We start from the raw sequence: 12,663 nt of genomic DNA, 5'->3' as shown, positions 1-12,663 counted from the left end.
TATCGATTTTTCAGATATCGCGGGAAGCGGCCGCCCGGCGCCGCGGCAGGCGGATGTGCGCGGGTCGGGCGGGTCCGGATTGCCGCGAAACGGACGGTTGATATGATGGTTGCCCTGCCCCCATCAGTTTTCCACCGCGCATGGCCCTGACGCTCAGACAGCTCAAGTACTTCGTCGCGACCGCCGAGCTCGGACAGATCTCGCAGGCCGCGATCCAGCTCACCATCTCGCAGTCGGCCGTGACGAGCGCGATCAAGGAACTGGAGGACAGTCTCGGCACGCAGCTGTTCGTGCGCACGTCGGCGGGCGTGACGCTGACCGATACCGGGCGGCGTTTTCTCAATCACGCGTACACGATCCTGTCGTCGGTCGACGAGGCGATGCGGATCCCGAATCTCGAAAGCACGCTGACCGGCACGCTCGCGATCGCCGCGAGCTACACGGTGCTCGGCTACTTCCTGCCGCATCACGTGCTGCGGCTCAATACGCTCTATCCGCGCCTGACGATCCACCTGCACGAGCTGAACCGCGAGTCGATCGAGGAAGGGCTGATCGCGGGCCGCTACGACATGGCCGTGCTGCTCACGTCGAACGTGTCGAATCCGGAGCTCGTGCTGGAGCCGGTGATCCATTCGGTGCGCAGGCTGTGGGTCGGCGCGCATCATCCGCTGCTGCGGCGCGAGAGCGTCACGTTCGCGGAGGTCGCGCACGAGCCGTTCGTGATGCTGACGGTGGACGAGGCCGGGCAGACCGCGCTGCGTTACTGGAACGAGACGCCGTACCGGCCGAACGTGATCCTGCGCACCTCGTCGGTCGAGGCGGTGCGCAGCATGGTCGCGAACGGCAGCGGTGTCGCGATCCTGTCCGACATGGTGTATCGCCCGTGGTCGCTCGAAGGGCGGCGCATCGAGACGATCGTGCTGCGCGACCCGGTGCCGCCGATGAGCGTCGGCCTCGCGTGGCGCAAGAACATCGAGCTCAGTCCCGCGATGCACGCGGTGCGCGACTATTTCCGGCACACGTTCATGGAGCCGCGCGCACTGGGCGGCGCGACCTAAGTGGTGCGCGCGGACGTAAAAAAGCCGGGGCATGCCCCGGCTTTTTCGTTGGCGGGCGCGGCGCGCCGGCCGTTGCCGCTTACGCGTTGTCCGACAGCGCGTCGGCCTGGCTCGCGCGGATGCCGAGGCGCTCGAACAGCGCGCGGTCGCGCTGCGTCTGCGGGTTGCTGGTCGTCAGCAGCTGGTCGCCGTAGAACATCGAGTTCGCACCGGCGAGGAAACACATCGCCTGCATCGCGTCGTCGAGCTGTTCGCGCCCGGCCGACAGGCGCACGACGGCTTTCGGCATCGTGATGCGCGCGACCGCGATGGTGCGCACGAACTCGAACGGATCGAGCGGCGCGGTGCCTTCGAGCGGCGTGCCTTCGATCGCGACGAGGTTGTTGATCGGCACCGATTCCGGATACGGGTTCAGGTTCGCGAGCTGCGAGATCAGGCCCGCGCGTTCGCGGCGCGATTCGCCCATCCCGATGATGCCGCCGCAGCACACGTTGATGCCCGCGTCGCGCACGCGATCGAGCGTGTCGAGGCGATCCTGGTACGTGCGCGTCGAGATCACCTGGCCGTAGAACTCCGGCGACGTGTCGAGGTTGTGGTTGTAGTAGTCGAGGCCCGCATCGGCGAGCTGTTGCGCCTGTTCGTCCTCGAGCATGCCGAGCGTCATGCAGGTCTCGAGACCGAGCTCCTTCACGCCGCGCACCATCTCGGTCAGCGCCGGCATGTGGCGCTCCTTCGGGTTGCGCCACGCGGCGCCCATGCAGAAGCGGCTCGCGCCGTTCGCCTTCGCCGCGCGCGCGGCGTCGAGCACCGTGTCGACGTCCATCAGCTTCTCGGCCTTCAGGCCCGTGTCGTGATGAGACGACTGCGAGCAGTAGCCGCAATCTTCCTCGCAGCCGCCCGTCTTGATCGACAGCAGCGTCGACAGCTGCACCGCGTTCGCGTCGAAGTGCTCGCGATGCACCTGCTGCGCGCGGAACATCAGGTCGTTGAACGGCAGCTCGAACAGCGCGACGACGTCGGCGACGCGCCAGCGCTGCGACGCCGGGGCGGCCACGGGGATCGCGGCGGGTTGCACGGCGGCGGTCTGGGCTTGGGTCATTTCGTTTTCCTGTCCTGGGCGGGATTGGGGGATCGGTTGGGTCAATGCCGCGCGGTGCGCAGCGACTCGACGAGCGCGGCGATGTCGAGCATCGCCGCGGCGGATTCGGGGGCGGCCGGCGTCATGTGAGCGATGCGGCCGATGAGTGGCGCGCGGTGCTCGCGCGCAAGCCAGTCGCGAATCGTCGCGACGTTCTCGTCGGCGAACGACATGGCCGGGTCGACGTGGTTCGCGACCCAGCCCGCGAGCGTGAGGCCGCGCTGGCGAATCGCATCGGCCGTCAGCAACGCGTGGCTGATGCAGCCGAGCCGGACGCCGACCACCAGCACGACGGGCAGGCCCAGCGCGACCGCAAGATCGGCGGTGTCCTGCGTATCGTTCAGCGGCACGCGAAAGCCGCCGACGCCTTCGACGACGACCACGTCCGCGCGCGTCAGCGCCTCGCGATGGCACGCGACGATCGTGTCGAGGTCGAGCGTCACGCCTTCCTGCGCGGCGACGATATGCGGCGCGGCCGGCGCTTTCAGCAGGAACGGCGTGCGCAGTTCGGGCGGCAGCACGACGTTCGCGGCGGCGTCGAGCTGGTCCGCATCCTCGTTGCGCCACACGCCGTCGCGTTCGTACGCGCCGGCCGCGACCGGCTTCAGCGCGGCCGCGCGCAGCCCGTGCCGCGCGAAGCCGTGCAGCATCGCGGCCGACACGAAGGTCTTGCCGATCTCGGTGTCGGTGCCGGTGACGAAGACGGAGAGCGGGGCGCTCATGCTGCTGCCTCCTGCCGGGCCGCTCCAACGGAGGCCGCGGCCGCCTCGCTGGCCTCGATCAACGCGGCTTCGAGCCTGGCGAGATCGTCGAACGAATGCGCGGCCGACAGCGACACGCGCAGCCGCGACGTGCCGGCCGGCACCGTCGGCGGCCGGATCGCGGGCACCCACAGGCCGTGCGCGTCGAGCGCGCGCATCGCCGCGAGCGTCGCGTCGTTGCTGCCGATCACGAGCGGCTGCACGGCCGTGTGCGAATCGACCGGCTGCCAGCGCGTGTTGCGCAGCAGCGCGCGCGTGCGTTCGATCAGCGCGGCGAGGTGCGCGCGGCGCGCGTCGCCTTCGTCGCCCGCGATCACCTTGAGGCTCGCCGACACGGCATGCGCGACGGCCGGCGGCGCGGCGGTCGTGAAGATGTAGCTGCGCGCGCGCTGGATCAGCCATTCGATCACGGTTTCATGCGCGATCACGAACGCGCCCGCGACGCCGGCCGCCTTGCCGAGCGTACCGACGTACACCAGATGCGGCGAACGCAGCGCGGCGGCCGCGAGCGCGCCGCGACCCTCCGGGCCGAGCACGCCGAAGCCGTGCGCGTCGTCGACGACGAGCCACGCGCCGTGGCGTTCGGCCAGCGCGACGAGCTCGGCGAGCGGCGCGATGTCGCCGTCCATGCTGAACACGGTGTCGCTGACGATCAGCTTCGTTTCGGCCTCCGATGCGTCGAGCAGCGCGGCGAGCGCGGCCGTATCGGCGTGCGGATAGACCTGCACGTTCGCGCGCGACAGCCGCATGCCGTCGATCAGCGACGCGTGGTTCAGCGCATCGGAGAAGATCGTCGCGCCCTTGCCGGCGAGCGCCGTCATCGCGGCGAGGTTCGCCATGTAGCCGGTGCTGAAGTACAGCGCGCGCGGCGCGTCGGAGAAGCCGCCCGAGAAGCCCGCGAGTTCGTCTTCCAGTCTGGCGTGCGCGCGCGAATGGCCGCCGAGCAGGTGCGAGCCGCCGCTGCCGGCGCCGTAGCGCTGCGCGCCCTCGGCGAACGCGGCGACGAGCGCCGGATGCGCGGCGAGGCCGAGGTAGTCGTTGCTCGCGAAGCCGACGATCTCGCGGCCGTTCACGGTCATGCGCGCGTCGCACGCGGTGTCGGCGATGCGGCGCACGCGGCGCAGCCCTTGCGCGTCGAGGTCGGCGAGGCCGCGTTGTAGGGTGTCGAGCAGGCTCATCGGCCGAGGTCCTCCAGCGTCGCGTCGAGCGTGTCGCGCGTGCGCTGCGCGAGCCACGCGATGTCGTCGTCGCTCATCACGTATGGCGGCATCAGGTACACGGTCGTGCCGATCGGGCGCAGCAGCAGCTCGCGTTCGAGCGCGTGTTCGAAGAAACGTCGCGAGAAGCCGCGCGCCGCGTCGCCGTCGAGCGTGACGTCGAACGCGAACAGCGTGCCGCGCTCGCGCAGGTGGCGCACTTGGCGGTGCGCGTCGAGCGGCGCGAGCGCCGCACGCAGCGTCGCCGATTTGCGGGCATTGCTCGCGAGCACGTCGTCGCGCGCGAACAGGTCGAGCGTCGCAACGGCCGCGCGGCACGCGAGCGGGTTGCCGGTGTACGAATGCGAGTGCAGGAAGCCGCGCGTCGTGTCGTCGTCGTAGAACGCCGCGAACACGTCGTCGCGCGTGAGCACCAGCGACAGCGGCAGGTAGCCGCCGCTGATCCCTTTCGACAGGCACATGAAATCGGGCCAGACGCCGGCCTGCTCGCACGCGAAGAAGGTGCCGGTGCGCCCGCAGCCGACCGCGATCTCGTCGGCGATCAGGTGCACGCCGAATTCGTCGCACAGCGCGCGCAGCCCGCGCACGTACGACGGATCGTGCATCGCCATGCCGGCCGCGCATTGCACGAGCGGCTCGACGATCAGCGCGGCGATCCGGTCGGCGCGTTCGACGAACAGGCGCCGCACGTCTGCGAGCGCGCGGCCCGCGACGTCGGCGGCCGTCTCGCCCGGCAGCGCGCCGCGCGCGTCGGGCGACGCGACCACGTGCGCGTGGCGGATCAGCGGGTCGTACGCATCCTTGAACAGCGCAACGTCGGTCACGCCGAGCGCGCCGATCGTCTCGCCGTGATAGCTGTTCGCGACGCAGACGAATTCCTGCTTGTCCGCGCGGCCGCGGTTGCGCCACGCGTGGAAGCTCATCTTCAGCGCGATCTCGACGGCCGACGCGCCGTCGGATGCGAAGAACGCATGGCTGAGCGTGCGCGCGGTGAGCGCGTGCAGCCGTTCGGCGAGCTCGATCGCGGGTTCGTGCGTGCAGCCGGCGAGCATCGCGTGCTCGAGCGTGTCGAGCTGGTCCTTCAGCGCCGCGTTGATGTCCGGGTTCGCATGGCCGAACAGGTTGACCCACCAGGAGCTGATCGCGTCGAAGTAGCGGCGGCCGTCACGGTCGTACAGCCACAGGCCCGCGCCGCGCGCGACGGGGACGAGCGGCAGGCGCTCGTGATGCTTCATCTGGGTGCAGGGGTGCCAGACCGCGCGCAGGCTGCGCGCGACCCAGTCGTCGGTGGCTGGCGTACTCAAGGCGACTCCGGGGGTAAAACGACCGCGCGGCATCGACGGGATGCCGCGCGGCGGGACACGAAACGCGCAGAGATTAGCGTGTTCCGCCGGACGTTGCACTAGCGGTTACAAACGCCGCACAGCCTTACTGGGCGGGAGTTCGGCGCAGTTCGGGGGTGCTCGGAACGGAACGCGGCGGATCGGGCGAAATGCGCGCAGATGACGACGTTCGAGTGACACCCCCGGGCAGAAAAAAATCGTGGGCCGGGGCGCGATGGAGCGGCGAAATAGGGGGAGCGATGAGGGTGAGATGCTGACGGCGACAAGGGGGCGAACTTGTTGTGCGCGGGGTCGATCGACGCGGGGCGGCGCAACGCCGGACGACCGGACGAAATCTGGCGCGAATTCAGGTTGATTGCTCGTAAAAGCGAGCATTACGCGGCGTGTGCTCGATTTGACGAACAGGCGGCGGAGTGCCGCGGTGACGTTGAATCGACGGCGCGCGAAGGGGAAGCGGGAGAAACGACAACCGCGCGTCAGCGCGAAGCCAGCGCGCGCGTATCGGTGGCGCGGGTGTTGTCGTCGCCGTTGTCGGCCGTCTGCGTCGTGCTGTCGTTCCACACGACGCGGTCGTTGACCGCATACAGCCGGCAGGCGCCCGCGCCTTGCTTCGCGCAGTTGTCGAGCGCGAGCGCCATCGGATCGTCGCCGCCTTCGGCCCACGACCACGCGCCTTCCGACGACACCGCGAACGCGCGGCTCGGATGCTGGTTCAGGAAGCGGCGATAGCCTTCGCGGCCGGCTTCATCGACGTAAGGCACCGCGTTGACCGCGTCGATCGACGCATAGCCGGTAGCCTTCGGTTCGTGCGGGTTCGCGACCGCATAGCGCACCGCGGTCGGCAGGTTCAGTTCGGCGAGGAACGCGTGCACGGCCGGCCACCAGACGGGCACGCCGTCGCGATCGACGATCAGCCGGTGCGCATCGTCCTTGTAGCGGCCGAAATCGATGAACTGCGCCTGCGTGCCGTGCGACACGTACGCATCGTGCATCTGCGCGACGAGCGCGGGCGTCCACACCGAATCATTGTCGCCGTACAGCCACAGCGACCGCACGGCCGTGTGCGCACCGTATTGGTCGAACGCGTCGACGAGGTTGCGCTGCCAGCCGTCGCACAGGTCCTGGCGCAGCCCGCCGGAGAAGTTGATGATGCCGCGCACGCCCGCCGCGGCTTCGGTGCCGTAGGCGACCGACACGAGCCCGCCGTGCGACGTGCCGGCGACGACGATGCGCGACGCATCGACGTACGGCTGGCGCGCCATGTAGCGTACCGTCGCATCGACGTCCGCGGCCTGCGCGAGGCCGTTCTTGCCGACGTTGCAGCCTTCCTGCCGGTACGTGCCGTCTGAACCGGCGAAGCCCTGGCGATTCGGCGCGATCACCGCATAGCCGCGGCGCACGAATTCGCGCGCGAACGCGAGCGGCCGGCTGCGCGGCTGCTGATGGAGATCGCCGGTATTTTTGCCGTGGTTGAAGACGACGAGCGGGAACGGGCCGGGGCCGTTCGGCTTGAAGAGCGTCGCCTCGAGCGTGACGGCGCCCGACGCGTCGGCCGGAATGCGGAGGATCTGTTCGTTGAGGTCGGCGGCAACCTGCGGCAGGTTCGCGTCGGCGTAGTCGAAGTGCTCGGCGTGCGCGAGCGACCCGCTGGCGCCTGCACCCGTGTTGGCGCTCGGCAGCGTACCGGCCTGAGCGGCCGACAGCGCACAGGCCGCCATCCATCCCACCAATACCTTGCTGAACGCCATCCGTAAGCCCTGCCATGCAACATGACCAATTCGAGCCCATCGTAGCCCGACAAAATCAGGTTGTGCAATGCGGGAATAACCCGGCGTCTGACATGGCAACTATTTGTCAGCGTTCACTTACTTCGCCGTCGACATAGCGCCAGAATCCCTGCTCGTCGCGCTCGAAACGGCTCGTCTCGTGCAGCCGGTAGGCGCGGCCGCCGACCTTGTAGCGGGCCACGAATTCGACCTCCGCGTGCCGGTCGTCGAGTGGCGCGTGGCGTTTGACCGCGAGGCCCAGCCAGCGCGCGTCCGGCGCGGTGGGGTCGGTGTCGAGATCGGGCGGGCAGGTGCGCGCGGCCCACGTCGCGCGCAGGTAATCGGTCGCGCCGAGGACGTACGCGCTGTACCGCGAACGCATCAATTCGAGTGCGGTTGGGACGGCTTCGCCGCCGTCGATGAAGCGGCCGCAGCAGGCTGCATAGCGCGGCGCCGGCGATTTAGCGGGCGCGGGAGACGCGCCGCCGCACGGGCACGCGTCAGGTCGGGTCAAAATCATGCGAAATGTGAATTAACAACGCTGAGTTGCCGGCCGGCGCACTCACCAGCTCAGCTCGACGCCGTCGTACTGGAAGAACCGGCCGTTCGCCTGGGACACGTCCGAAGCGGATTCGGCGATCACGCGACGCATGCCGGTCACGCTCGTTTCCGGATCGATCGCGGCCTGCGCGCCGCCCATGTCGGTGCGCACCCAGCCGGGATGCAGTGAAATGCACGCGGCATGGCGCGTCTGCAGCGACGCGATGCGCAGCGCGTCGTTCAGCGCGGCCTTGCTCGCGCGGTACAGCCAGCCGGTCGTGCCGGTCGCCTCGGCGATGCTGCCCATCCGGCTCGACACGACGGCCAGCACGCCGCGGGCGTCCTCGACGAGCGGCAGCAGGATCGGCAGCAACTGCATCGGCCCGCGCACGTTGGTATGCATCACCGCGTCGAAATCCTCGGCGGTGATCGTCTCGACGCCTTCGGTGCGCGGCCCGTACACGCCCGACACCAGCACGGCCGCATCGAGCCGTTCGCCGTCGAGCTTCCAGCCGAGCGCCGCGATCTGCTCGGGCCGCGCGATGTCGAGCGCATGCGGCTGCGCGCCGAGCGCGCGCAGCGCGTCGAGCGATGCCGCGTCGCGTGCGGTGGCGATCACGTTCCAGCCGTCGCGCCGGTATTGCCGGACGAATTCGCGGCCGAGGCCGCGCGATGCGCCGACGATCAATACGGTTTTCATGTCCGTCGCTCCTTGGATTGGCGCCGCCGTGGCAGTGCCGGTGTCAGATCCGTTCGATGCGTGCCGCGCCCGCGCGGCAGCCGCCGCCGGGCAGCTGGCGCGTCACCGCACGTTACTGCGCGTCGTCGCACGGCTTCAGCGTGGCGGCGACCGCCTGCGCGACGCCGTCGAGCTGCGCGGCGTCCGCCGCGACCATGTCGTTGTCGGGCGCATGTTGGCCGCGCGCGGTCAGCGCCGCCACGCAGCGCTTGTAGGTTGCGTCGAGCGCGTCGAAGTTCGACACGGACATCCCGAGGTTGCGCATCCGGCCGTCGTGCACGCCGTACACGAGCCCGTGCACGGTGAGCGACTGGCCGCGCGCCCACGCGTCGTTGACGATCGTCGTGCGGCACACGTTGACGACCTGTTCGATCGAATTCAGCTCGATCAGGCGACGGTAACGCGCTTCGCCGACCGGCCATTCGTCGAGCAGGGCCGCATGGCGCTCGCGCACGTCCTGCACGTGATGCAGCCAGTTGTCCGCGAGGCCGACGCGGCGGTTGTGCAACGCCGCGTTTACGCCCGAGCAGCCGTAGTGGCCGACGACCATGATGTGCTTCACGCGCAGGATGTCGACCGCGAACTGGATTACCGACAGGCAGTTCAGGTCGCTGTGCACGACCACGTTCGCGATGTTGCGGTGCACGAACACTTCGCCCGGCGGCAGGCCGATGATCTGGTTCGCCGGCACGCGCGAATCCGAGCAGCCGATCCACAGATATTCCGGCGCCTGCTGGTCGGCGAGCCGTGCGAAGAAATCGGGATCGTCGGCGAGCTGGCGCTTGACCCAGGCATCGTTGTTGTCGAACAGATGTGAAAGCGGATTGTCTTGGGTAGTCATCGGTGTGGATTCCGTTGGCGGAAATCAAGTCGATATCGGATCGGGTGTTGGCGGCGTCAGGCGGCGCGCTGCGCGTCGCCTGCGCCGTCGTTCTCGCCCGTCGCGCCGAAGCGCGCGGGGTAGCGCACGCAAAAACGCAGGGTCGCGTCGTACGGATAAAAATCGGGCAATTCGCCCTGCATCAGCTTGTCCTTGCTCGCCTGCCACAGCGCGGGGTCGAAAAAGTCCGCGTGATGCTTCATGAAGACGCTGCGCACGCGCGGGTCGCCGAGCAGGAACGGCCCGTAGGTCTCCGGAAAGATGTCGTGCGGGCCGACGGTATACCACGGTTCGCCGGACAGCTCGTCTTCCTCGTTGCGCGGCGGCGGCACGCGCCGCACGTTGCAGTCGGTCAGGTATTCGATCTCGTCGTAGTCGTAGAACACGACGCGGCCGTGGCGCGTGACGCCGAAGTTCTTGTACAGCATGTCGCCGGGGAAGATGTTGGCCTTCATCAGCTCCTTCACCGCGTTGCCGTATTCCTTCACGCCGTGCTCGACGTCCGCGTCGCTGCCGTTCTGCAGGTACAGGTTGAGCGGCGTCATCCGGCGCTCGATGTACAGGTGCTTGATCACGAGCTTGTCGTCCTCGTATTCGAGCAGCGACGGCACTTCCTTCTCGAGTTCGCGCACGAGCGCGTGATCGAGCCGCGCGAGCGGCAGCGCGACGCTCGAATACTCGAGCGTGTCGGCCATCCGCCCGAGGCGGTCGTGGCGCTTCACGAGCTGGTACTTCTCCATGATCTGCGCGCGCGTCGTTTCCTTCGGCGGCGGGAAGTGGTCCTTGATGATCTTGAACACGTACGGGAACGACGGCAGCGTGAACACGAGCATCACGAGGCCCTTGATCCCGGGCGCGATGATGAAGCGGTCGCTCGAATGCGACAGATGGTGCAGCAGGTCGCGGTAGAACAGGTTCTTGCCCTGCTTCTGCAGCCCGACCGACGTGTAGATCTCGGCCTTCGGCTTGCCCGGCATGATCGTGCAGAGGAAATCCACGTACGCGGACGGCACGCCCATGTCGACGAGGAAGTACGAATGCGAGAAGCTGAAGATGATCTGCAGCAGGTCGCGGCGCAGCAGCACGGTGTCGAGCGCGAGCACGCCGGGGCGCACGTGGCGGATCGGCACCGCGAACGGCAGCACGCGGTCGGCGTTGATGATGCGGCCGACGATGTACGCGCTCTTGTTGCGGAAGAACAGCGACGACAGCACGTGGATCTGGAAATTCGGCGCTTCGTCGAAGTGGCCGAATTCGTCGTCGATCGCCTGCATCACGCAGCCGATGTCGCGCGTGAGATCCTCGAACGGCGGGTCGAGCTGGAAGTTCGTGACGATGCGCTCGAGCGTGACCGCGAGCCCGTCGGTGCCCGGATAGTACGCGCGGTAGGTCGGTTTCGCGGCCGGCTCGTCGTTCTCCAGATACTCGGTCGAGATCGCCGGGCGCACGAAGATGAAATCGTTGCTGAAATACGAGCGGTGCAGGATCTTGCAGCACACCGAATTGAAGAAGGTTTCCGCGCACTCGGGCTGGCGGTGCGACGTGAGCAGGCCGATGTAGTGCAGCTTGATCTGCTGCCACACTTCGTCGTCGATGTTCTCCGCGTCGTATTCGTCTTCCAGCACCTCGACGCATTCCTTCACGCGCTCGTCGTACGACGTGATCCGCTCGCGCGCGAGCCGCTGCAGCCCGTGCCAGTCGCCGCGCTCGAACAGCGTCTTCGCATCGACCGCCGCTTCGCGGAAGATCCGGTAATGGCGATCGAAGTATTCGAGCATCGTCTGCGCGACGTCGAAACCGATCTGCGACGACAGCAGTTTGGGGAAGTGATTCATCGCGTGCAGGCTCGTTCAAGGGGCTGTAAGCACCCGCCATTTTAGCGCCCAAGTCGGCGTTTCAATGATTTTCGGCGGGGCGCGTGAGCGGTCGCCAATCGGCGTGTTGCTCGCCGTTAGGGGCCGTTCGGTGCAACTTCGCGTAAAGATACGGGTACGGAACCGATTCTGACACGAACTTTTTTTGACGGGCCGCCGGGCGCCGGGCACGTCTTTCTCGCGACGGCGATAGAATCGACGCACCGCCCGCCGCGCGTGCCGCCGGCGCGCATTCGCACCGATAACGACGAGACGCCCCACCGATGAACGCCCTGGAACACCAACTCGATTACCCCTTCGCCGATAAGCTGCCCGCCGCGGGCGACACGTTCGAGGTCGCGCCCGGCGTGCGCTGGCTGCGCATGCCGCTGCCGTTCTCGCTCGATCACATCAATCTCTGGCTGCTGCGCGACGAGATCGACGGGCAGGCCGGCTGGACGGTGGTCGATTGCGGGATCGCGTCGGACGTGATCCGCACGCACTGGGAGCAGATCTTCGACACGCAGCTCGACGGCCTGCCCGTGCTGCGCGTGCTCGTCACGCACTGCCACCCCGATCACTTCGGCCTCGCGAACTGGCTGTGCGAAGGCGGTGACAAGGGCCGCTGGAACGTGCGGCTGTGGATGACGCTCGGCGAATATATGTTCGGCTGCCTGATGGCGGCCGGCAACGGATCGAACGCGGGCGGCGCGGCCGCCGCCGATCACTTCGCGCGCCACGGGCTGACCGATCCGGCCGCGCTCGACAAGCTGCGCAACCGCCGCAGCTACTACGCGGACCTCGTGCCGGCCGTGCCGCCGCGCTACCGGCGCCTGCGCGAAGGCGACGCGGTGACGATCGGCGCGCGCACGTGGCGCGTCGTCACCGGCTTCGGCCATTCGCCTGAACATTGCGCGCTCCACAGCGAAGCGGACGGCGTGCTGATTTCCGGCGACATGGTGCTGCCGCGCATCTCGACGAACGTGTCGGTGTTCGACCTCGAACCGGAAGCGAACCCGCTCGCGCTGTACCTCGAATCGCTCGGCCGCTACGAGACGATGGCGCCCGACACGCTCGTGCTGCCGTCGCACGGCAAGCCGTTCCGCGGCGTGCGCACACGCATCGCGCAACTGCGCGAACACCACGATGCGCGCCTGGCCGAGGTGCGCGTCGCGTGCGCGGAGCAGTCGATGAGCGCGGCCGATATCGTGCCGATCATGTTCCGCCGCCGCGAGCTCGATATCCACCAGATGACGTTCGCGCTCGGCGAGGCGCTTGCGCACCTGAACCTGCTGTGGCTCGCGGGCGAACTCGTGCGCGAGCAGGGCGACGACGGGGTGCTGCGGTTCCGTACCGCGGGCTGAGCGT

Annotated in this window: 11 protein-coding genes; 2 read left to right on the top strand and 9 right to left on the bottom strand. The window is 68.3% G+C overall.

The window, feature by feature from the left end:
* Window positions 1–140 precede the first annotated feature (140 nt).
* A complete protein-coding gene (locus AP428_RS12275) occupies window positions 141–1,058 on the top strand; it encodes a LysR family transcriptional regulator (protein ID WP_006483476.1) in 918 nt (305 codons plus the stop codon).
* A 79-nt stretch (window positions 1,059–1,137) separates the two neighbouring features.
* Here the strand turns inward: AP428_RS12275 and bioB are convergent, their stop codons facing one another.
* The 9 genes from bioB to aceK all read right to left on the bottom strand — a co-directional run bounded on the left by bioB (window position 1,138) and on the right by aceK (window position 11,277).
* Window positions 1,138–2,157 carry a biotin synthase BioB gene (gene bioB / locus AP428_RS12270; RefSeq protein ID WP_006477646.1) on the bottom strand — a complete coding sequence of 340 codons (1,020 nt, stop codon included), beginning with the start codon at window positions 2,155–2,157 and terminating at the stop codon, window positions 1,138–1,140.
* Window positions 2,158–2,198: 41 nt separating this feature from the next.
* On the bottom strand, window positions 2,199–2,918 hold the full coding sequence (gene bioD / locus AP428_RS12265; protein WP_054928101.1) for a dethiobiotin synthase: 720 nt from the start codon (window positions 2,916–2,918) through the stop codon (window positions 2,199–2,201).
* Entirely contained in the window at window positions 2,915–4,135 is a 1,221-nt protein-coding gene (bioF, locus tag AP428_RS12260) for an 8-amino-7-oxononanoate synthase (protein ID WP_054928100.1), read from the bottom strand. Before bioF ends, bioD begins: the two co-directional genes overlap by 4 nt.
* Window positions 4,132–5,478 (bottom strand): adenosylmethionine--8-amino-7-oxononanoate transaminase, encoded by a 1,347-nt coding sequence (gene bioA / locus AP428_RS12255; protein ID WP_197285594.1) that lies wholly within the window; start codon window positions 5,476–5,478, stop codon window positions 4,132–4,134. Before bioA ends, bioF begins: the two co-directional genes overlap by 4 nt.
* A 515-nt stretch (window positions 5,479–5,993) precedes the next feature.
* The gene (locus AP428_RS12250) at window positions 5,994–7,265 is read right to left on the bottom strand and encodes a dienelactone hydrolase family protein (protein WP_023476792.1); all 1,272 of its coding nucleotides are present in this window, start codon (window positions 7,263–7,265) and stop codon (window positions 5,994–5,996) included.
* 106 nt (window positions 7,266–7,371) lie between these two features.
* Entirely contained in the window at window positions 7,372–7,803 is a 432-nt protein-coding gene (locus AP428_RS12245) for a YchJ family protein (protein WP_054928098.1), read from the bottom strand.
* A 42-nt stretch (window positions 7,804–7,845) separates the two neighbouring features.
* Entirely contained in the window at window positions 7,846–8,523 is a 678-nt protein-coding gene (locus AP428_RS12240) for an SDR family oxidoreductase (protein WP_011546335.1), read from the bottom strand.
* Between the two features lie 112 nt (window positions 8,524–8,635).
* Complete coding sequence (can, locus tag AP428_RS12235; protein ID WP_011546334.1) at window positions 8,636–9,403, bottom strand: carbonate dehydratase; 768 nt, start codon at window positions 9,401–9,403, stop codon at window positions 8,636–8,638.
* Between the two features lie 56 nt (window positions 9,404–9,459).
* Window positions 9,460–11,277, bottom strand: a complete 1,818-nt coding sequence (aceK, locus tag AP428_RS12230) for a bifunctional isocitrate dehydrogenase kinase/phosphatase (RefSeq protein ID WP_054928097.1) — start codon at window positions 11,275–11,277, stop codon at window positions 9,460–9,462.
* A gap of 302 nt (window positions 11,278–11,579) precedes the next feature.
* Between aceK and AP428_RS12225 the strand changes: the two genes are divergently transcribed.
* Window positions 11,580–12,659 carry an MBL fold metallo-hydrolase gene (locus AP428_RS12225; RefSeq protein ID WP_054928096.1) on the top strand — a complete coding sequence of 360 codons (1,080 nt, stop codon included), beginning with the start codon at window positions 11,580–11,582 and terminating at the stop codon, window positions 12,657–12,659.
* The last annotated feature ends 4 nt before the right edge of the window (window positions 12,660–12,663 follow it).

This window comes from Burkholderia sp. E168m22 (assembly GCF_001319805.1).
GTDB lineage: Bacteria > Pseudomonadota > Gammaproteobacteria > Burkholderiales > Burkholderiaceae > Burkholderia > Burkholderia orbicola.
The sequence above is the reverse complement of the archived record's forward strand: the minus strand, read 5'-3'. Positions and strand labels throughout refer to the sequence as shown.